Here is a 22297-nt window from a genome sequence, read left to right on the forward strand (position 1 = left end):
GATGCCAAAAATAACCTTGGATTTGGATGAAGAGAATGGTGATTATGTTCTGTCAGGTGATGTTGAAGATGCATTGTCTGATGCCTCAGTAAAATCATTCCTTCTTAATTTTCTTCATGCCTCAGTAAAAGATGGGAACACAATTAGAGTTCCATTTAAGCTAGATGATAAAGAAATTGTCTTGAAGAAGATTCATAAGCTTTTGAGTAGGTATGGGCTCTCAGAAGACCATACTCAAAAAATGCAACATGTAATGGAAGAGTATTATCGTGAAGAAGAAAATTTCACAATTTTTTCAAAGAAAGCTGAAGAAATCAAAGAGAATATATGTGATCGAGACGATTTCAAAAAATTCTCAGATTCTTTGAGCACGTACCTACCAGAAAGAACTTTGTATCCTCTACAACTATTGTCTGCATATCACTTGGCATTTTCACAGAACGCATGTAACTTTTCTGTTCCTGGAGCCGGTAAAACAAGTATCGTTTATGGAGCATACACTTACCTAAAGAACCTTCCTGATGACGACCCTAAAAAGGTTGACAAGATACTTGTTGTTGGCCCACTTAGTTCCTTTGGTCCCTGGGAAAACGAATTTGAAGAATGCTTCGGCAGAAAACCATATTCGAAAAGGTTATTGGGTACATTGGGCAAAGAAGAGAAAATGAGTTATCTATATTCAAAGGAAACTTCGGAACTAACTTTGATTGGATATCAAGGATTAATGAATCTTGTTGATGATGTTGCTGCTTTCCTTCGAATGAATAGGGTTATGGTAGTTCTTGATGAGGCACACAAGATCAAAAATGTAGATGGGGGTAAAATTGCTCAATCAGCTCTTACACTTTCAAGGTATTGTCGCTCACGAGTTGTTCTTACTGGTACTCCTTTACCAAATGGGTTCCAGGATTTACATAATCTGTTTAAGTTCATCTGGCCGACCAATGATATAATTGGATATAATATGAGTCAGCTCAAGAAAATGTCTTCTAATATTTCTGACAAGAGGATTCCCTCATTGATAAACAATATTTCTCCTTTTTATATAAGAATAAAAAAGGCCGATTTAGGAATTCCTAATCCTATAGAAAACGAACCAATTAGTGTAAAAATGGGACCTATCCAGAGAGAGATATATGAATTCGTAGAGAAGAAGTACATTGCATCTCTTCAAGGGGATACGCAATCACTATCTTTTCAGAATAATGTTACCAGAGCTAAGCTTATTCGCTTAATGCAGGCAGCAACCAACCCTGCTTTACTCAAGAGACCGCTTGAGGAGTATTATAGAGAACAAGGACTTTCTGATGGTCTTATGATTGATGATTCTGAATTTTTGTTAAAGATTTCAAATTATGATCATTTGGAAAAACCAGCAAAATTCGTTGCAATAGAGAATCTTATAAGACCAATAATTGAAGATGGAAATAAAGTGATTATTTGGACTATTTTTGTTCAGAACATTCTTGACCTCATGTCATATCTTGATGAAATTGGAATATCCTCTAAAGCGATATATGGGGAAGTTCCTGTTGATAATGATGAAAATGATAGAAATGCAGATACCAGAGAATCAATAATAAATGAGTTCCATGATTCAGATAGCTCATTCAAGGTTCTATTAGCAAACCCGTTCTCGGTTTCAGAAAGTATCTCTTTGCATAAGGCATGTCATAACGCCATATATCTTGAAAGGAATTTCAATGCGGGTCAGTTCATACAATCAAAGGATCGTATCCACCGGTATGGGTTGAAGCCAAAAGATGAAACAAATTATTACTATCTTACTAGCGAGCAATCAATAGATGAAACTATTCATGCCAGATTGATATTTAAGGAAAGACGGATGAACGAGTCAATAGAAAGCCAGGAAATACCCTTATTCTTCAATGTACTGAATGATGAGCTTGCTAACGATGACATTAAAGAATTGATTAAAGACTATGTCGAACGAAATAACGAAAAATGACGATCTCGGATCATTTGATGAGATTGAATATGTTGTCCAGAGGATTACTGAAGAGGGAACTAAGCAGTCTGATATTGAAAAACATTGCCTAAATAACATAAATTTCTTTCGTATTCCTACTTCAGGTATACTCGCACTACTTATCGGAATAAGATTCATCGATAGACAAGGCGACACATTACATCTACAAGAAAAAGGGAAAATATTTCGAAGTTCTACAAATAAAAAACAGGACCTTATTGTTGCAATATTCAAGACTTTGGCTAACAATGAAGAATACTCGGATTTTCTATTGAAAGAAAAAGTGAAATATGATACTGACCTCGGAAAATATGTAATAAACAAGAGTTCAATCGCTTTTAAATATTCAGGGCTCAGAAATTTGCTCAAGGACCTTGGTTATTTCCATGCTGGCAATATTGATGAATCAATCTTTTTGATTGATGATGAACTTTTTAATCTGACACATGAACTGATTACAGAAATTGTACGGAAAAAAACGATTGAAGAATTGAAAGAAGATTTGAGAAGGAAAGAAGAAAATGGTCTTATTGCAGAAGAATTTGTAGTGTCATATGAACAAAAGAGAATTGCAAAAAAGGCTGATTCAATTAAAAGAATTTCTGACATAGATACTACCGCAGGATTTGATATTCTATCATATAACCAAGATTCATCTTTAATCCATGACAGGTATATTGAAGTCAAATCGTATATCAATGGACAAAACTTTTTTTTGACAAGAAACGAGTTTGAAACGGCCAAACGTTTTAAAAGTAGATATTATTTGTATCTTGTAGACAGATTGCAAATTGATATGCCTGATTATAACCCGATTATTATCTCTAATCCACATGCTTCCATTTTTTCAGGATCAACAGACTGGGATAAATCATGTGTTAATTGGCACTTTGTCAAAAACATGGTTTAAATTGGATGCATTTATTCATCTTTTTCATGGATAATTCGTTTGGACAAAACTGCAATTTTTACATCAAAAAAGAGCTTTGTAGAAATCCTCTAATTAATCAAAAATACAATCTTAACATACTTGTCAAGGTTATGTATTAACATTTGAGTTTCACTTTTTTATCTGATCTCCACATAGTCACAAAATATTGCCAAAGTCCAAAAACATTATATGTTAACATGATAAATATAATCATATGGACATAATGTCAAATAGAACCTATGATATGAAATCTGAAAGAATTATTACTGAGTTTTTGAAAGCACGACTTTATCCTGAAATATGTAGCGAACAACCAAAATGGTTTGAAAATAAAGAAGACCAATTGAAAGGTAAGGACTGCATTCTCAGTTTCGATGATCAAAAGGACAAGAAGGTGGATATTAAATGTGCTCATGACTATGTAAAGACAGATGTTTCCGAAAGGTCATTGCCAACATTCGCTTTTGAGCTAAGTTTCTGTAAAGATGGAAAAGAAATTCCAGGTTGGCTTTATGATACTTCTAAGGAAACCGAATACTATTTGGTATCCTGGCTGTGGGCAAATGTAAAAAAAGATTTTAAGGTCGATGATATTCTAAAGTTCGAAGGTTATTTTATAGAAAGACAAAGGCTACTTTCTTTTTTGGCTTTAAATAATCTCTATCCTGCTGATGCTCTTGAAATAAATAAAAGGATAAGAAAAAGTGGTAGGGATGGTAGGCACGAACTTGAAGAGTTCCCAGATATTGGATTAAATGGAGATTTTCATTTCTACTATTCAAAAAAGAACAAGGGGGAAGGTCCTATAAATATAGTAATTAACAAAGGCAGACTTTTAAACTTTGCAACAAAGACTTTTACTCTCTATCCTTGAAATCAAAAAGGGAAGTTTCAGAACTGAAGATATATTGCTTCTTTCCACTTTGATATTTTTTCAGGAATTTCTGCTGTGTTCATCGGACTTGATGAATGAACTGACAAAAACTGAACACTGGTTGGTATATTACAGTGCTTAATGTATTTCTCTGCCTTCTTTCCATTGCAGATGATTTTCTTGATGGATGTCAGTTGAGAAAAGTCATTGTACTCTTCCCCAGTATTGTAATCAATGAACGAGTTCTCAACCGCTAACTGTGGGTTTTTGTTGAATCTGGAGCAGGAAATGATTATTGCGAGTCGATGTCTGGAACGTATGAATAAGGCGGAGACTATCGCAGTTAATAATCAGTATGATAAAAAAAGTAAGGAAATTATGATAATTATTTTGTATTGGGATGAGAAGAATGTGATTTGAAGTGTATAAAACATCATAATAAATATTACTTTTACCTTAAATGCCTTACTTTTAAATAATTTGTTCTGTAATCTACTTTTGAAAGGAGCTAAATTAATGATTAATTTAAATGAAAGTGTTGAATATTCATTGGTACTAGACGATCAAGAAAATAATTCATCAGATACTAATCTTTTAAGTGAAGAAATCATTGATAAGTATGCAAGACTTGTATACATGAAAAAAGAAATTGAGGAAGATATTGAGGAACTGAAAGTTGAAGTTATCAAATTAAGCAAGCTTAACAATAGTGAAAAGCTTATTGGAAATGATTCAGCTTTGGAAGTCAAGATTACTAACTCAATAAAATTCCCTCTTGCGAAAAATCCTCTCAGAAAGGATTTAGAGGAGATTCTCAAAGAAAATGATAAATGGCTTGATGTGTCAGCTCTTAGTACTGCCAAATTATCAGCACAATTTAAATCTGACAATTGGGATACAGATTTGAAAGAGAATATATCACAATTTTCCCATGAAGAAGAAAGTGTTAGGATATTAGTTGTGAAAAGGTGAATTAAATCATTCTTCAGGTAGGCTCAGCTTCTTGCTTAAAATCTAATAAACCTGAGCTTATATTCCTAATGAATAATTTAAAACTTATTTCTATCCTTTTAATTCTTTGTTATATGCTCACTATCAACAAAGTCCCCAAGTCTCTAATCTCTCTCACATAAGCATTGAGAGTAAACGGGTTATCAGTCCTGACATTTTGCTATATATAATACAAAATTTCCAAAAATCAAGCCAATTCCCATATTCCTTGAGGGCTAACTTCAGCTGAAAGCAAAACTCCAGATTTTCGCAAATTCGTAGCTTGCCACCTTATATCATATTGCCAAGTATAAAAAAGATCACCGGAATCTCTTAAATCAACTTCATAATTATCCCAGACAAATTTACATATCTCTACTATAGATGCTGTGCCGTCATGATTTTTTAATGCTTCGATTATCCAGTTTTTTAGATTATCTTTTTTTGTCATATAAATTCCTACATAAATTTCATTTCTTTAAATAAAATGTGTCTGACAAGTATAAAATTCAACGGCTTTAATAATTAATATAGTATATATGCTAAATAATTTTCGCACTCATCAGTAATTTTGGCAATGAATAAAATGCTATGGAATCTAATCAAACTATCAGAATCAATTGAAGTTACTCTTAGATTGCATGCCAACTCTCTACCATCTACTTCGCATGAGCATTCAACTTGTCGAGATTGATCTGGAATGTAATGCAACAAAGATGTTTTTCGATTCGCTCCTTCGGAAACCTGCATTGACCCAGAAGCACTTCTTGATTAAATTCCTCCCCTCAATCGGACTCAACATGCAAACAATATTTATATAGATTCCACAATATGTAATCTGATGAATCAATCAGAGCTCGAATTACCATACGATATAACTGATCCAGTAGATATCCTGAGATACGCTAAACTACTGGTGGGAAAAAAGTTCAGTGATATTGAAGTCGAGTGTGCTGAAAAAGGGATTGAAGGTTGCGGCCGGAACAAAGGGCATTTGGGACAATATCTTGAAAGCAATTATTTTTATTATGAACCTAACTCAAGTAAGGACGCTGATTTCAAAGAAGCAGGTGTTGAGCTTAAGGTCAGCCCCATGAAGAAGCTAAAGAGTGGTAAGGTTAGAGCAAAAGAACGAATTGTACTGAGCATGATAAACTACATGGATGTAGTTGATGAAGAGTGGGGAACAAGCTCTTTCCTCTATAAAAGCTCACTACTTCTGCTGATATTCTATCTCTATGAAATGAATGTCAGCCGTCTTGACTATGTGATAAAGCTCGTCACCTTGTGGGACTATGGCGAAAAGGACTTTGAAATGATAAGGGATGACTGGGAACTTATCATCAGCAAGATAAGGGCTGGGAAGGCACACGAACTTTCAGAAGGTGACACCATATATTTGGGAGCTTGTACTAAAGGCGTTAATAGCAAGAGCCTGAGAGAACAGCCATTCTCAGATATTCTAGCCAAACAAAGAGCATTCAGCCTTAAGCAGAGCTATGTCAACCATATAATATCAGCAAGTAGTGAGACTGAACCCGCAATTAAATCAATAGATGAGTTTGCAAACAATAAGACATTTGAGGATATAATTCTGGATAGATTGATCGACCATTCCGGAAAAACCGTCACAGAGATACATGATGCTGTTGGCGAAGGTTTGAATCCAGATGCAAAGAACTATTATGCGGATTTGGCGGCAAGGATGCTCGGTGTGAAGAAGAACAAGATCGAGGAGTTCGAGAAAGGTGATATCACTGTCAAGACGATAAGGCTCAAGAAAAATGGTACTCCAAAAGAGGATATGTCCTTCCCTTACTTCAAGTACAAGGAACTTGTGGGAGAGAATTGGGATGACTCTATTCTGCTAGAAACATTGGATAAAAAGTTCTTCTTTATGGTCTTCCAGTATGATGAGGATGATGTTCTCAGCTTCAAGAAGGGAATGTTCTGGAATATTCCATATGAGGACCTAAAAGAGGTGGAGAAGGTCTGGCAAGAGACCGTGAAAAGGATTAAGGTTGGAAGGTCCCATGATCTTCCAAAGAAGGCTGAGGGCAGAGTGTGTCATGTTAGGCCCCATGCCCGTAATGCAGAGGATACATGTGAAACTCCTGCTGGGATACATTTAGTCAAGAAAAGTTTCTGGCTCAACTCTGGTTATCTAAAGGAGCAGATCGAAAAATAGACGTGTGTATCATTATGCGGTAAATAAAAAATGAAGTTTTTATATCATCATTAATTTTCTTCCGATCACAAGATATATTAAGGTTAATGACCTCTGTTAGAAATATGCCCGTAAGGAGACTAAAGGTAGCAGACTTTTTCTGCGGTGGTGGAGGTTTTTCAGAAGGTTTCCGCCAGAACGATTTCGACCTGGTGTTCGCACTTGATCATTGGCAGCCTGCAATAGATACACATCATCTCAACCATCCAGATTGCAAGACTACCAAGTTGGACATCCTTGAACTGGATACGCCAGAGAAGATAGACAAATACGTTCCTGATGTGGATGTGTTAATAGGTAGTCCGCCCTGTGTGTCATTTTCTGGCTCAAATCGTGCTGGGAAGGCAGACAAAACCCTTGGTATTCAACTTATTGAGGCTTATCTTCGTATCATTGCATGGAAGAAAAGCAAAGGTGTGCTCAAATACTGGATCCTTGAGAATGTACCAAACGCTGGCAACTACATCAAAGAGGAGTACACTTGGGAGGAGCTAGGCCTTCCTGGGGAGGGTCCTAACCTTACTATGAAGGAGAGGCATGTCTTCAATGCAGCTGACTATGGTGCACCTCAGACCAGGAAGAGGTTCATGTGTGGTGATTTCCCGATGCCAAAAACAACATGTGATGGGCCCGATGGTTGGTTGAAAATTGAGAATGTCTTGGAATCACTTAGAAACCCATTCGAGAACAACAGAAATGGTACTATAACGGACCCTAACTATGGATTCTCGATAAATGCAGATGATCTTACTGACCATTTCTATGATAGCCGTGTAGCAGATTTTGAATGGAAGAGGGCTAAGAGATTGAAAGAAGATCATGGATTCATGGGTAAGATGTCATTCCCTGAAAATCTGGATAGGCCAAGTAGGACAGTTATGGCCACTAGGTCTGCCTCCACACGCGAATCTATGATATTTGAAGCTCTAGACAAGGACGGAAAGCATATGGGCTACAGGCTCCCAACGATAAGGGAGATTGCTTCTTTTATGTCATTCCCGATCACGTACCAGTTCCAAGCAAACAATGAATCTTCTAAATATCGTTTAGTGGGTAATGCAGTATGTGCTAAACTTTCATCTGCTCTAGCTAAAGCAATACTTGAAAAAGAGAAAATTGAACCTCCTATTGAGTTCATACCTTTACCAGCCACTAAACCTTCTGTAGATCTCACAGGTACCAAGAACGAATTGAAGGAGCAGAAAGCCAAGAAAGCAGAGGCCAAGTTTGCTACACATATCCCTTATATCAAGATCAGGGGGTTCAGGGTTGAGCTCAACAGCAATGCATCGGATTTCGAAAATGGAATGGTCAAATGGTCATGTGTGCTGCATCAGGGAAGTGGGAAAAATGCCTTGATGTGCAAGCCTGATGAATGCAAGGTAGATGATATCGCTAAGGATATAGAAGGGTTCGAAGCTTTCAAGGAAGATGTTCATAGTACATTCAATACTATCGATATGACTCATGTTGATCTCCAAAACTCATATGTTTGCAGTTGTACCACCGAACATATCACGCCTGAGAGGGCTTTGGATGTGATGAAGGAAGTTATCGATAGACATTTCCCAGAAGATGATATAATGGTAGACAACTCTGGTCGCAAGATAGCTATTAAAAGGGACAAGGTTCCTGTGAGGATAGTAGCAGGCTTGTATGCATGTGATCATTTTGTGAAACAGTTGAAGTAAAGGTCATGTCGTGAAGATTGTTTTAACGACATTACCCTTTTTTTCTAAGGTAAGGCGTCTATCAGCCAATTTTTTTAAGATATATTTTCTAACGACGATGTTTATTGGTTTTTCTTTTTTTTGAAGACTGTATGTGAAGTAACATTGTCAATAATTGAATTCATTTTGCCTCACAATTTCGTCATCATGGTCTCTATAATTTTCACGTATATATTGGCAGATTTCTGGAATTAAGTCTAGAATTATTCCCCTTGAGGTTATAAATTCCTTTACTTTATCTCTTTTAACAAGGATGCATTCAAGCTTTGCTATATCTTCACATTTGAAATCTTCAGTTTTATTGCCCCAAATCCATATGATTAGATAGTATTGTGTCTCTTTGTTCTTATCGATAAGCCACCCGGTTTTTAGATTCCCATATTTTCCAATGCTTTCAACTTCAAAAGCATTTGTAGGTAAATCTTCGTTAACATAATCGGTTTGTGCCTTTTCATCAACAATGAGACATTTTAGATTTCCAATGGAAAATCTAACATTCCATTTCTATCTTGTTCGTCTTTTGATTCATATCTCTAGAAATCACGGACTAGTTTTGTTCTATAGAAGTATATTTCTAAGAACTTTGAAACCTCTTTCTCTAATTTGATGTCGTATTCGAAATTGCTTTCATCCATATTAATCAAGTATCTTTGAGGGGTCTTTTGGACTCAGGTTCTCTTCGAACCATTCATCCTCTCTATCAAATATCTCTTCAATGGCCTTGTTCTCTTCATTGGCCATTAGCACAAGTTGTTGAGCCAATGCCTTTCCGTTGACAAGTACTATTGGATACTTATCTTCATGCAGTTCCTTCTGTGCGGCTTCTGTGAAATAGTGCGTTGTCACATATACTCCAAGCCATCCTCTTTGCAGCCTGGCTGCGACCCTTGCGAGATCACTGCCACTTATTCCTGATTCTGTACATTTGGCTTGTCCGAGAACAACGAGAGATGTGCCAAAATCAAACTTGCCTATATCAAGCCTGCCTACAAAATCGATGCCTCCGTCACCAGACCGTTTGGTGATCCAACCTCTGGAATACTCATCTCCAAGGATTCTTTTTGCTACCAAAGAAGCTAGGCTTTCAAAATAGTGTTTTTTGTCCTTATAGTGAGAATATACCTTTTCCAATGTCACCTGTTCTGCTTTAGTCAGATTGATTTGCTCTGCTTTTTTTTTAATCTTGTAGCAATGTATCTTCAGCCTTGAGTCATCGAGAGCTGTTTCACCTCTTTCGACCCAATCGATCCAGGCGGATGGTGCATATTTTAAAGCATCCTCATCACTTACAAGTGAGTCCCTTCTCTTGTCTATCCATTCCCAATCAAAGGTGGCATTTTCTTTGTCTAAGTTGAAAAGAACGACCTTGAACACATAATTTGTGAAGACATTGTTAGTCTTCTTTTCGTATTGTGTTCTGATGTCTATGTCTGTTACGAGTCCATACCCTATGAAGGATCTATATCCTTTTATTTTCCCACTGATTTTCTCTTGTGAGAAGATTAATATGGGTGGCGCAAGGAGTCTTTTTTCTCTATTCTGTGAACCATACAATTCAAAGGCTTCCTCAACTGTTCTATTCCCACTTGATTCTCCTGCCTTTTTCAAAAAGCTTTTATTATCACCATTGTATATTACCCATCCCTCTGCCTGATTGACGATGTCAACCCAGGGAGTATCAGTTTTGTCTTTTTTGAATGGGTTGGTGTGGAATATGATGACTCCCCTTCTTATAGTTCCTTTAGTTGTCTTGGTAAATGAAATTCCTTTATTGATGTCGATATGTTTTTCAGAATTCCCTTTAGTTAGTTTCAAATAATTCTCCTACCCTTCGGGGGACTTTATGTCGAGTCCATTATTTTTCCTGATTTCAGGGTTAGGTATCCAAAAGGTCTGGTTAAGTCTTATCTTCATTAGAACCTTCTAAAACTTTATTACTCATATTATTTAGAACTTTTTTAAGATGATTTCATTAGAAAAATCTATAAAGATTCTAAATATGTTCTTCAAAAATAGATTGATTAATGAGATTTCCCTTCCTACACTTCTTTTACCTTTTTGGCACAAGCAAGGACATCCTTCTTTATTTGACATTCCCAGAACACTAGCACGGTCCATCCATCCTCTTCAAGTTTACGTTTTTTCTCTGCATCCCTTTCAATATTCTTCTTGAACTTGTTTGCCCAGAACTCGGTGTTGGACTTCGGGAGGGGGAGGTTGCAGTAAGGGCATCTGTGCCAGTAGCAACCGTTGACGAATATGGCTATCTTTCTACCAGGATAGGCTATATCTGGATGGCCAACTGCTCTTTTCCAATGTATGCGGTAACCGGGGATGCCGATATCTCTTAATGCCTTTCGAAGTATGAGCTCAGGCTTAGTGTTCTTGCCGACATTCGCACTCATTACCCTGGAGGTGACCTCTGACTTGGGTATTGGGGCTCGGCCGTCACGAATGTATTCTTTTTTCATGTTCTACATTTCATTCCTTTTGGTGGTTTGTACTACAATGGCCAATCATTGCATTTGTTTCAACAATTAAGAAATGGTTCTGTAAAATATTCTGGGGAATTGAATTATAGGTTTCATCAAATAAGGGATGGATCTGATAGAATAAAGGACCGCAGGAAAATAATCCTCTTTGAATTAACAAAATAATCTTCCGATATGCAAAAAAATGAGGATTACCCTCAATCAACCCTCAACATCTCAGCCAGCTCTTCCAGATCGTTCCCTGCACCGCTGACAGATACTATCGAATGCATTGAACCGCCATTATCCCCATCCATTCTCGGAATGATGTGAACATGCACATGCGGCACTACCTGACCGGCAGCAGCTTTGTTATTGAGACCGACGTTCGAGCCGTCTGCTGACATGGCATCCTCTAACATCCCGGTTAGCATTTTCACGGTGGCGAAAAGGGAACCTGCATCTTCCGTTGGCATATCGGTAAAGCTGTCGTAGTGTTTTTTTGGGACAACCACGGTATGCCCTCTGGAACAGGGGTTTATGTCAAGGAAAGCATAGGTCTCCTCGTCTTCATAGATCTTGTGGGATGGGATATCTCCCTTTATTATATTGCAGAACAGACAATCCATATTTTGACTCCTTATAATAGTTCAGTTCCACTTATTTATAATATTCTGCCGGAAATGGATTATTTCCTGTATCTGTTGTATGTTGCTAGTAATGCTATTGCGAGCAGTGCTGAGGGGAGGGTGAATGCCGGAGTTTGTTTATTCTCAGTTTCTGTCGGTTCTTCGGGGGTTGGTCTGCCTTCGTAGTATTCGGTGGAGATGTATGGGTAGAGGGCAGTAAAACCAGCATTTACAAGAGGTTCCGTATTATATGGTTCTATGATTGAATAGTAAATATCTAAAGGTATGGATCCGCCTGCCCAATTATCAGTAGGTTTAACTTTCCATTCATAACTTAATGTAGAATTATTTTTGCAGAAGTCTCCTTCATTGTATGTTCCCAATTGAGATGTAGGACCTTCGATAATTTCAAAGTTATCATTTCCCAATTCTGTTAGTTCTACATACACAAAACTATCTTGATAAACAGTAAATTCAATAGCAACTGTAAATGGTTCTCCAATTTTCAAAACAGGTTTAGCTGCATCCACTCCCTGCATTTCTCCGTTGTAATATACTTCATAAGTGTACACTTCTCCATATGGATATTCATATGCTGTCACAACAGTTGGTAATAACAACAAAAAAGCAACAATTATTATACCTCTTATTTTCATATTTTAGCCTCGTATTCATCTAAAAGATTATCATATCCTATGGATTTTTCAGTTCTTGCTCCCATCTTATCTCCGACTCCTTTTGGTCCGGTTCCTACAATAGTTGCTGCATATCCCTCAAATTCAAAAATAATTCGATTATTTTTACCAAGAGTAATTGGTTTTCCATTATGTTCTACTTTAAATGGATGATAAATAGGTACATCTTCCCTCACATAGACCTGTCCTTCGTGCCCATCATCCATATTCAAAATGACCTCATTATCCCCATCTGTAACCTTAAAGTACTCATATTTCCCCACCACTTCATAGGTCCACACATTCACAGTAAACACCCAATTAGGCGGCAACACCGGCAGCCCCATTGGCACCGCTTCCATTGTTTTCTCCAGTCTTTTAGCCACTTTTTCCGCCGCTGCTTCGTTAATCTGTGCATACGAAGCATCGACCAAACCCTGTAGTTCATCATTGACCGCTGAAAAGGATGCATCGATCATTGCAGAATTATCCACTATCACAACACTTACGCCTTCGGCGGTCCCTATTCTCACATCGGTATCAAGGCGGTTCAGCACCGCTTCCATCTCATCGCCTGTCAGAGGGGGATTGTCCCTTCTTACCTGAGCCTTCAACCTTTCACTCATTTCCAGGGGCAGGCTGCCCTTGGCAGATGCATTGATTATCTCACGGTTCGACAGTCCGTCAAGGTAATTCTTTGTGATCGCCACAACTGAACCGCTGTCTATCCATGCACTGACCACAGGATCATCGTTCACCTGTTGCGCTATCTTTTCAGGTATCCTGTACCTCATCTCTGTGCTGTATGTGCGTGTAAGGCCGTTCACATGCGTATCCAGGGTGGTCGTATCAAGGGTCAGGGCTTGCTCACTGAGGTTCTGTTCAAGGGACCTCACTTCTGAATTAAGGTCTGCAATGCTTTTGCTGACAATCTGTGAGGTGGCCTCTTTGGCGGGGCTGCTGGCATCTTCGAGCAGCCCTGCAATATCGTCTGCGATACCGGTGGAGAAGACACAGGTGTTCCTCACTCCTAGGGGATAGATGGTAGCTCCTTTCGGGTCCTTAAGCTCATATCCGATGCTGAGATCAAAATCAGGGTCATGGTAAAGATAATTGGGTTTCTGGTCCACTACCAGCGTCATTCCTTCGGTCCAGCTGTACTTGCTTTCAGGCATGCAGGTGATGGTCATGGTATCAATGATCCCCATGTCGTTGGCAAGGGCATCTCCGGCCCTGGATATGGCAGGGTTGTTGAAAAGGGAGAACGAACCACCTGTCACACTGCTTAGCAGATTCCCGTCAAGTCCCGGGATATCTGCACCTGCTTTCTGCAATTTCTCCAGTATGTATCCATTAAGGTCAGCGTTCAACTTCCTGTTCTGTGACCTTATCTCCTTCTCCAGCTTCAGGTATGCCTCGTTCTTGGCAATGTAGCGTGCAGCATCGCTGTTGGCAAGCATTTTTCCATCTGTTAGGTGGGAGTTTTTGTCCACATATAGGTCAGTGTCATCTTCAAGGTCCTTGGCCAGCTCCTTGGCAGCTTCATATCTCAATTGGGTGGGGTCCTCGCCAAGGTTATCCATCAGGGATACCGTCACAGCGGGATTGTCGGCTTCCACCGAGCTGAACATTTCCAGCACTTCATCTGCCATCTTCCTGTGTATCCATTCGGGAACCTCACACTCAATTGTATATTGCGGTAAATGGTGGCCGTCAGTGAAAATCTCATAATTACTCTCTATCTCGTAGATATCCACATACTGCTCAGCATATTTGTCCGCTGCATCGCTGCAAGCCTTGTCCTCCAATTGCTTTCCATCCATTTCTATGGTGGTGATGCGATACTCCCTTTCTATGGGGTCGGAATATCTGTCAAGGCCGGAGTAGGTGCCGGCCGGGGGGCGTTTATGATAGACGATGCTTAAGTTCTCGGTCTCGGTCTCAGTATGCTTGGTGGAATTGGTGACTATTGTCGTCACATGGTCTGTGGCTGAGCCGGTTCCTGTGGAATAGACCGTCTTATATTTCTTGTACTTCCCAGCGTTGTTATGTCCCCAGCCTATGAACTTTTTCCATTTATATCTGTAGGAATAAGTGTAGTCGATCTTCCAGTCTGACCTTATACTATATTTTACATCATAATCTATTGTCCAGTCAAATGAATGGTTCTCATGCATGCGGTATCCGTCTTCATACATCATGTTGGTAAGCTCATCATTCCCGCTGTGCCTGGATGCAGGGACTATTGTGACCTCCACAACATTCGATTCCAGCGAAATGCCGGACGATGTAAGTTCCCAGCTTTGCAGGGTCCCCTTTGGGGGAACAATGGATGGTGTAAGGGTTTCTCTGTGGGTGACATTCATGCTATGTTTCCAGGGGTAGGAAGGATATAATGCTCCAGCATGTGTGCCCGTATTGTCGTATGCAACATCCCACTCGATAGTTTGTATTCCCTGGGAGGAATTTGTTATCTCGATGGATGTTGTTGTTTCAATGGCTTCTGTTCCATTGAATCCATCTCTCTCCACCTGCGCCTGTACATCTGCAGAATAGATCTCCCGGGCCACATTGTGTATAAGGTCGTTGTCCTTTCCCTGCCAGGCATGGTCATCGAATGCCCATCCATCAATTACACTCGGGATGTAGTCTGTGGCAGAAACGGTTATCTGGGACCTTTCTTCGACCTGTTCGAAACTTGTGCCGTCATCATCCATGGAATTACTGACCTCCTTTTTAATATCAGCACTGAACGAACCGCTGCTTGCAAGTTCTTCCGATATATCTGTCAGGTTCGAAGAGCCGTTCATTCCATAGCCACTGGCGGTCCCGTGTAGATCTTCCTGGAAGACCTTCTCGGAATAGTAGGTGGTGTACATAAGCTCCATTGGGTCCACTGAATCGAAAGTACGTTTTTGGGTATATACTGTGCCCAGGTTCACTGCGGAAGCAAGGGATGGGTCGGTGATTATGTTCAGTGGTCCGTTCGCATAATGCTGCCAGGGGCCGTAGGTAAAAGAGCGGATGTTCATTGTTCCCAGAACGATGTTCGATGCCACGGCACTGTTAAGGGAACGTTCGTACTCATTCGTCAACTCCTCGAGCAGTGGCTCCCTGGATGTCACCAGGGTGGAAACGTCCATGGTGCGTCTGACGCTTTCACCGTTCTCAAGGTCGATGAATGTGTAGTTCAGATCCTTGATTGAGAAAGTGTGGTAGATAATATAGGTAGTATTAACATGTTCGATCTGTCTGTCAAGGGTGCCATTGATGCCCTCTATAATTATCTGATGGGGTTTGATGTCGGGCTCGATGTTGATGGCATATCTGCCATACACATATGTTTCATTCTGATAGTTACCGTTTATCAGTTCATTGAAACGCTTCGCAGTGATATCCTTGACAGGGTCCATTGCTATGCTGAACCAGTCGGTTGCTTTTACATTGGTCCCGCATTCCAGTTCGATAGTTCCATATCCGGGATCGATATCCTTTGGTAATGGGATAAGTTCTTCGAAGGACACCTTTCTCCAGAAACTGACAGCTTCACCATGGTTCACTTCCCATACGATCTTCCCGTTGCTATCTTTCACTTTGAGAACTATGCTCTGGTCCTTCCATATGGAAGATATGCTTTGCCAGACATCAGAGGGCAGTTCTATCCTCACCTTCAATGTATCTCCTGCTTCGAGGTCATGGGTCACAGCGGTCAGTATGAAGTCATCTTCCGAGGACGATCTGGCAGACGCGCTTAAGGGCTGTATTATGGGATGTTCCCCTTTCCATTGAAGAGCTTCCATGCCTGCATAATTAAGGCACCTTGAAAGGTCGGCAGACGCAAAACCTAGGGCTGCTGTTTCAGGGTCCGTCCTTTCGGTGGTGTATATTGTTTGTGCGATCTCATAGTCCGTCTGTAAAAAATATGCAGATGCGAACACTGCACCCAGGATCACAAAGATACCGATGACAGAGAACGGTATGTATGCATCATTATTGCGTATGAATGCTATTGGCCTTTTAATGAGCGCACCATGGGTGCATGCAGCTAACTTCGTTCTTAGGCTCTGTGCATTCTTTTGTAGTGAAAAGGCATCGTTTTTCATAGCACCACCTGCCAGACGTTCCTTCTTTTAGGGAACTGATCATTTGCAGATGGTCATACTTCTTCTACTTTAAATAAATATTTAATAGTAAAAGCATTATTTTTTGTAATAATATTATTTATAAAGTAAATGTGGTATATTCATCTCGCCATTCATTTCTGACAGGGGGTGGAAGCTGCAATGCTGTTGAATTTGTTCATTCCAGAAAGATCGTCATGGTCCATTAGTTCCTCTAAAATGGGGGAATTTGCTTAGGGGCCATATTTACCGCGTAACTTGCATTGATGTAGCTATCTTCTCAATATAATTTTATGCGCTTATATTCTGTTGTGTTAAAAGACGTTTTCCGGAGGAGAACTAAACTTGCGATCGCAGTCCTGGGGATCATTGTTGCAGCATCCGCCATGGTTGCGGTCGTTACAACGTTTTCGGCTGCGACTGAAAGTCTTTACGAAGAATCGAACAATTTCGGTGCTAATATCATCGTAAGGCCGCAGACAAATTCGATACCCTTGATAGCAGGTTCGACATCTCTCGGGTCGATATCCACTGGTGATAACTACATATTGGAGGCTGATATTCCCAGAATGTACGATATCAAGAACAGTGCGAATCTGGGGGTGGTGGCACCTCGTTTGTATGGTGTTGCAGGACTTGGACACGAAAATGTCATAGTGATGGGGGTTGATGTGGAACAGGAACAAAATCTCAGATCTTGGTGGAAAGTAAATGGGGAATGGCTATCCGATCCCAATGGAACGGAAGTAATGCTTGGCTCGGACATAGCAAAACCACTGGGTCTGGATACTGGCTCCACCATTACCCTTGAAGGGAATGGCGTTGACATGGAATTTGAAGTGGTGGGTATTGTTGAGAGCACGGGTGGGGAGGAAGATGGCTACATAATAATGCCCCTCTCTGTCTCTCAGACCCTTCTTGATAAAGAGGGAAAGGTCAGCAGCATTGATGTCCGTGCCCTTTGTAACGACTGTCCGGTATCCGAAATGAGCCTCCAGATCGAAGGCGCTCTGCCGGATGTGGAGGCCAGGGCAATGAGCCAGATCGTTCAGAGTGAGATGGCCATGATCAAGCATACTCAAACGTCTGCAATGGCGATCTCTATCATAACCCTGCTTGTGAGTACCCTTACCGTTGCATCTACCATGCTTGCATCTGTGAACGAAAAGATAAGGGAGATCGGTATCATGCGTGCGATTGGCGCAAGCGATCATCAGATCATATCGATGTTGTTCCTGGAAGGGGCATTGATAGGAACCATCGGGGGCAGTATTGGCTTTGGGACCGGAACTTTGCTATCCTACATAATTGCCCCTGTACTGGGCTTTGCTGAACCTTTCCCGATGTGGGAGCTCCTGCCTCTGGTCTCCGTTATGGCTGTGCTGGTGGGAATTGTCGCATCCATAATCCCGGCAAAGCGGGCATTGAATATCGACCCTGCGGAGGTGTTAAGGAGTGTCTAACGGACTGATCCATGCAAAAGGATTGAAAAAGAGCTACAAAATAGGTCCTAATGATGTCGAAGTACTGCATGGCATCGATATGGACATTGAAAATGGGGAATTTGTGTCCATCATGGGGCAATCCGGGTCAGGCAAGACCACCCTGATGAACCTGATCGGCATGCTGGACAGACCCACAGGAGGATCCATTCTCATAGACGGGGATGACATAACTACGATATCCCGGAAAGAGATGGTCGATTATAGGCGGAGGACGGTGGGTTTTGTTTTCCAGCAATTCCATCTTATTCCCTCTCTCACCGCATACGAGAATGTTGCCTTGCCTCTTGTCTTTGCAGGAGATAAGGGTCATAGTGCTGCCCTTGATGCCCTTGAAAGGGTGGAGCTTTCCCATCGTTTGGACCATAAACCGTCTGAGCTCAGTGGAGGGGAACAACAAAGGGTCGCCATCGCAAGGGCCTTGGTCATGAGTCCAAAGATACTGCTTGCGGATGAACCCACAGGAGCACTGGATAAGGAAACAGGGGAGAGGATAATCTCCCTTCTCAATTCCCTGAAGGACGACATGACAGTGGTCATGATAACACACAATCACGATCTTGCCAGAATGTCGGACAGGATCATCAACTTACAAGATGGAAAAATAAAGGAATGATATAAAATGAATTTAAAATTGATAGGATCCCTACTGTTAATAATGATCGCGCTTGCGTTCGTACCCGGATGTCTTGAAAATGATGCCCAGGCAGAAGCTGCTGTTGAACCTGTTGCAGGAGTTGCCGTTGATCTTATTGCAGCAACGTGGCTGGATCCGGAAGTATCGGGCAACATCGTTACGATCCCTGTTCAGGCGATCGAGGAGAACGTGAACACTCATTTCAAGGTGGGTACCGAAACAGGCGAGATCGCAGTTATGGCCTATAAGCTTGGTGATGACATAATTGTCCGATCGAACGTCTGTCCGCCATGTGGGTCAATTGGTTTTTCCCTTGACAAAGAGGTGCTTGTCTGTGATTCATGCAGAACTACCTTTGATGCTAATAACGGAGAAGGGATACAGGGGTCATGTGTGGAATATCCGAAAGAGAACATTCCTTATACCATCTCTAATGGAAATGTTGTAATGGGTCTGGATGATATTGTGGCAGCTCATCTCGAAACAGTTCAGAGGGGATAAAGTCTCCTCTTTCCTCTATTTTTATCATGATGTTTTATTTTTGCTTTACATTTGTATTGATCTTTTTTGTTTTTGATCCATTCTTTAAAAAATATAGAATGGATATGCTAAAGGTCGATCTCCAATAACTTTAATACACTTAAAAAGTAACCAAAAATTATATGAAAATATTACTTCCCACTGACGGGTCAGGATATTCGGAAAACGCTGCAATGGTTGCAGGTCAGATCGCAAGCAAACACGATTCTGAGGTCATAATCGTTCATGTGGTCGAAGACAAGGGGCTTGGTAGGAAGACCTGGCGCGAGACCGGCGCCGAGCATGTGATCAATAGCGTAAGGGAAGAGCTTCTCAAAAGAGGGTGTAATGAGCAGAACATCATCTCGGAGATCGTTGATGGGCATGCTGCAGAAATGATAGTAAAGACTGCAAAAAAGCACAATGTTGACAGGATAGTCATAGGTACCCGTGGACACACTGGAATAAAACAGATAATGGGTTCTGTGACACAGAAGGTCCTTCAGATGTCACCAATACTCGTTCTGGTCGTTCCTCCGGAATTCCGTTTATAAGAAGAAATGTTGTTCAAAGACTAATGTCTTTTCCGATCATCTCTTTTCCTGCGAGGACATCTTCCATGGAAAACACCTCCAGATTGAAGATCCCTTTGTAACCCTTTAGTGAGTTAAGCACTGAATAATCGATAGTGCCGGTTCCGGGTGCCATGTGCTCATCTCCATCGTAATTGGGGGTCCATGTTCCGTAATTGTCATGCAGATGCACATGTACCACTTCCTTTGACACGGTCCTGATGAACTCTTTCATTTTATCGTGATCTCCACCGCAGGTCAGGTTCGCATGCCCTATGTCAAATGTCACTCCAAGGTTCGAAGAATCCACTTCATTGACCACTCTGAGCAGTTCCCCGGCTTCACAGCAGAGATTGCCGGGGTCGGTCGCCTCTTTGTTCTCGAGTCCCAGCATGACATTGTTCTCTGATGCAAAGGCTGCAAGTCTTTTAAGATTGGCTGTCATCCTGCCAAGGGAACTCTGTCTGTCCTCACCAACCCTGCCGGGATGGAGGACGACTGCTCTTGTTTCGAGCTTCCCTGCAAGGGCTATGCATTCTTCCATGAGTTTGAAGTCTATGGCTTTCATAGACGCAGTATCGATCACAAGGGGCTTTGGATATGTTGGAACGTCTGCAAAATAATGTGCATGCATGGATGTATCAAGATCGCATGTGGAGAGTTCATCGAGGATATTTTCCAGTCTGTCCTTCTGAAGGGTATTTCCTTCATACACTCCAAGTTTTGGCATATAGAGTTCCACGGACCGAACATGTTGGTCCAGCTCTTTAAGACCGCCTGCAAAGGAAGATGCACCTATGATCATATTGATTAGAACGAAAATAGCCTCTAATAACTATTTTGGTCCGGGGTGACAAACCAAAATCCTTATCTAAATTTACCTGATTAGATGTTTCAATGAAGCTGTATGTACCCCATGTAGGTCATCTTGAAGGACTTGAAGACCTGCTTTCAGGATCCGATGACATCTATGCTGTCTATATGGCAGGGTCTCCCGATTATATTGGCACTGGCAGGACCAACCTGAGTGCGCCGAAGCTTGAGGAGATCGCTATACAGACTGATTATGCGCATGATAGGGGCGTGAAGATGGAGATAGTCCTTAACAGTTCCTGCATGGGTGGACAGCAACTTACGCCGGAAGGTTACCGTACCATCGATTGGTATTTCGATAAGTTGAACGGAATCGGGATAGATTCGATCACTGTTGCAGATCCCTTCCTTGTGGAGATGCTTGCAAAGGACTATGATATGGATGTGGTGGTCTCGGTACTCTCTTTCGTGGACTCCCCGCAGAAGGCCGAGTTCTATGAACAGCTTGGAGCAAGTACCATAGTCATCGATCCTGCGGTGAACAGGCAGTTCGATAAACTGGAAGCCATAAGGGATGCGGTATCATGCGGTCTGAAGCTGCTCGTAAATGAGGCCTGTTTGTACCAGTGCCCCTTCAGGTATGCGCACTTCAATTTCTTCTCACACGCCAATGGTCCGGGTCCAAAGCCGAATGTGCTTGATGATTATTACTACTTCAAGTGCCTGTCCTTGAGGATCAATGATCCGCAACAGCTCATAAAATCCCCCTGGATAAGGCCGGAGGACCTCAAGGAATATGGGCATATCACGGACACATTCAAGATCGGTGGCAGGACACAGTTCGTCAACTGGATCCTCAATGCTGTGGATGCTTACGCTAACGAGAGCTATGACGGGAACCTCCTGGACCTGTTGGATAGCGTAAAGGACCTGAAAGATAATTTCTTTATCCCGAACAGTGAGCTGAGAGGGGCAATCGAGCAATGGAAAAGATGCGACAAGGTCTGTCACAAATGCGGCTATTGTAAGCGCCTTGCTGAGAAGGTAATTCAGGTATATTCCAACGATGGTGAAGAATGTTGTACGATACCATTGGGACCATCAGGAGATAGAACATGACTATTACACAAGATATGCTGAAAGCACGTGGAGCATTGGAGAACAAACTTCGGGAACTTCTGGGTATACCTGTCTTCTTGATCGAAATGGATGTTTTTGCCCTTCCCTGTGGCTGCAGCGGTGTTACAATAAATACGCGTGGGCTCCAATTGGATGATCTGGAGATCTTCGAAGAGCATATCCTCAAATACCTTACTGAAACGGTCACATCCCTTGAGATCGATCCTTCTTTCCTTTTTGTTCGCCTTATCCCTGGAACTGCTGAGATAGCATCGGTAAATGCACGTATGCTTTGCAGCAATTGTTACATGGATTTTGGCAGGGGAAGCGGCAAACAGCCACGTCCTGATATTTATATTTTGAGGTTCGACAGGCGAGAATGATAATAATTCTCTCAGAACCCTTTTTTTTACAGAATAGTTCCGAAAGGTTTATGAATGATTTTGGTTAATGCTGTCCATCTTACGTTAGTCTATGCCATATTTACGTAATATGTGG

Annotated in this window: 19 protein-coding genes; 12 read left to right on the forward strand and 7 right to left on the reverse strand. The window is 41.1% G+C overall.

Annotation, left to right across the window (positions count from 1 at the left end; genetic code table 11):
• Window position 1 precedes the first annotated feature (1 nt).
• The 4 genes from AC20MK_RS01100 to AC20MK_RS01115 all read left to right on the forward strand — a co-directional run bounded on the left by AC20MK_RS01100 (window position 2) and on the right by AC20MK_RS01115 (window position 4767).
• On the forward strand, window positions 2-1969 hold the full coding sequence (locus tag AC20MK_RS01100) for a DEAD/DEAH box helicase (RefSeq protein WP_487356181.1): 1968 nt from the start codon (window positions 2-4) through the stop codon (window positions 1967-1969).
• Window positions 1944-2900: a protein NO VEIN domain-containing protein gene (locus AC20MK_RS01105; RefSeq protein WP_487356182.1), complete on the forward strand. Its 957-nt coding sequence runs from the start codon at window positions 1944-1946 to the stop codon at window positions 2898-2900. Before AC20MK_RS01100 ends, AC20MK_RS01105 begins: the two co-directional genes overlap by 26 nt.
• Window positions 2901-3135: 235 nt before the next feature.
• Window positions 3136-3795 carry a hypothetical protein gene (locus AC20MK_RS01110; RefSeq protein WP_487356183.1) on the forward strand — a complete coding sequence of 220 codons (660 nt, stop codon included), beginning with the start codon at window positions 3136-3138 and terminating at the stop codon, window positions 3793-3795.
• 498 nt (window positions 3796-4293) lie between these two features.
• Window positions 4294-4767 carry a hypothetical protein gene (locus AC20MK_RS01115; RefSeq protein WP_487356184.1) on the forward strand — a complete coding sequence of 158 codons (474 nt, stop codon included), beginning with the start codon at window positions 4294-4296 and terminating at the stop codon, window positions 4765-4767.
• Between the two features lie 226 nt (window positions 4768-4993).
• Here the strand turns inward: AC20MK_RS01115 and AC20MK_RS01120 are convergent, their stop codons facing one another.
• Entirely contained in the window at window positions 4994-5236 is a 243-nt protein-coding gene (locus tag AC20MK_RS01120; RefSeq protein WP_487356185.1) for a hypothetical protein, read from the reverse strand.
• Window positions 5237-5626: 390 nt separating this feature from the next.
• On the opposite strand from AC20MK_RS01120, the gene AC20MK_RS01125 reads away from it, so the two are divergent.
• Together AC20MK_RS01125 and AC20MK_RS01130 are read left to right on the forward strand one after the other, a co-directional pair.
• A complete protein-coding gene (locus tag AC20MK_RS01125) occupies window positions 5627-6973 on the forward strand; it encodes a Sau3AI family type II restriction endonuclease (protein ID WP_487356186.1) in 1347 nt (448 codons plus the stop codon).
• A gap of 104 nt (window positions 6974-7077) precedes the next feature.
• Window positions 7078-8703: a DNA cytosine methyltransferase gene (locus AC20MK_RS01130; RefSeq protein WP_487356187.1), complete on the forward strand. Its 1626-nt coding sequence runs from the start codon at window positions 7078-7080 to the stop codon at window positions 8701-8703.
• 675 nt (window positions 8704-9378) lie between these two features.
• Here AC20MK_RS01130 and AC20MK_RS01135 read toward each other — a convergent pair.
• From AC20MK_RS01135 to AC20MK_RS01155, 5 genes are all read right to left on the reverse strand, one after another.
• Window positions 9379-10557, reverse strand: a complete 1179-nt coding sequence (locus AC20MK_RS01135; RefSeq protein WP_487356188.1) for a restriction endonuclease — start codon at window positions 10555-10557, stop codon at window positions 9379-9381.
• A 224-nt stretch (window positions 10558-10781) separates the two neighbouring features.
• A complete protein-coding gene (locus tag AC20MK_RS01140) occupies window positions 10782-11213 on the reverse strand; it encodes a very short patch repair endonuclease (protein ID WP_487356189.1) in 432 nt (143 codons plus the stop codon).
• A 218-nt stretch (window positions 11214-11431) separates the two neighbouring features.
• The gene (locus AC20MK_RS01145; protein ID WP_270096031.1) at window positions 11432-11842 is read right to left on the reverse strand and encodes an HIT family protein; all 411 of its coding nucleotides are present in this window, start codon (window positions 11840-11842) and stop codon (window positions 11432-11434) included.
• A 59-nt stretch (window positions 11843-11901) separates the two neighbouring features.
• Window positions 11902-12498, reverse strand: coding sequence for a sarcinarray family MAST domain-containing protein (locus AC20MK_RS01150; protein ID WP_487356190.1), 597 nt, complete (start codon window positions 12496-12498; stop codon window positions 11902-11904).
• On the reverse strand, window positions 12495-16619 hold the full coding sequence (locus AC20MK_RS01155) for a DUF7286 family protein (RefSeq protein WP_487356191.1): 4125 nt from the start codon (window positions 16617-16619) through the stop codon (window positions 12495-12497). Before AC20MK_RS01155 ends, AC20MK_RS01150 begins: the two co-directional genes overlap by 4 nt.
• A 311-nt stretch (window positions 16620-16930) precedes the next feature.
• Between AC20MK_RS01155 and AC20MK_RS01160 the strand changes: the two genes are divergently transcribed.
• The 4 genes from AC20MK_RS01160 (at window position 16931) to AC20MK_RS01175 (ending at window position 19849) form a co-directional block, all read left to right on the forward strand.
• Window positions 16931-18100, forward strand: a complete 1170-nt coding sequence (locus AC20MK_RS01160; protein ID WP_487356192.1) for an ABC transporter permease — start codon at window positions 16931-16933, stop codon at window positions 18098-18100.
• On the forward strand, window positions 18093-18755 hold the full coding sequence (locus AC20MK_RS01165; RefSeq protein WP_487356193.1) for an ABC transporter ATP-binding protein: 663 nt from the start codon (window positions 18093-18095) through the stop codon (window positions 18753-18755). Before AC20MK_RS01160 ends, AC20MK_RS01165 begins: the two co-directional genes overlap by 8 nt.
• Before the next feature lie 42 nt (window positions 18756-18797).
• Window positions 18798-19277 carry a Fe-S-containing protein gene (locus AC20MK_RS01170; RefSeq protein WP_487356194.1) on the forward strand — a complete coding sequence of 160 codons (480 nt, stop codon included), beginning with the start codon at window positions 18798-18800 and terminating at the stop codon, window positions 19275-19277.
• 161 nt (window positions 19278-19438) lie between these two features.
• Window positions 19439-19849, forward strand: coding sequence for a universal stress protein (locus AC20MK_RS01175; protein WP_487356195.1), 411 nt, complete (start codon window positions 19439-19441; stop codon window positions 19847-19849).
• Window positions 19850-19862: 13 nt separating this feature from the next.
• On the opposite strand, the gene AC20MK_RS01180 is transcribed toward AC20MK_RS01175, so the two are convergent.
• On the reverse strand, window positions 19863-20672 hold the full coding sequence (locus tag AC20MK_RS01180; RefSeq protein WP_487356196.1) for a sugar phosphate isomerase/epimerase family protein: 810 nt from the start codon (window positions 20670-20672) through the stop codon (window positions 19863-19865).
• Between the two features lie 92 nt (window positions 20673-20764).
• Here AC20MK_RS01180 and AC20MK_RS01185 point away from each other — a divergent pair, with 92 nt between their 5' ends.
• Window positions 20765-21799: a U32 family peptidase gene (locus AC20MK_RS01185; protein ID WP_487356197.1), complete on the forward strand. Its 1035-nt coding sequence runs from the start codon at window positions 20765-20767 to the stop codon at window positions 21797-21799.
• Complete coding sequence (locus AC20MK_RS01190) at window positions 21796-22182, forward strand: DUF5402 family protein (protein WP_487356198.1); 387 nt, start codon at window positions 21796-21798, stop codon at window positions 22180-22182. The genes AC20MK_RS01185 and AC20MK_RS01190 overlap by 4 nt, the downstream gene beginning before the upstream one ends.
• The last annotated feature ends 115 nt before the right edge of the window (window positions 22183-22297 follow it).

The sequence above is a fragment of the Methanococcoides sp. DA23 genome (genome assembly GCF_057593895.1).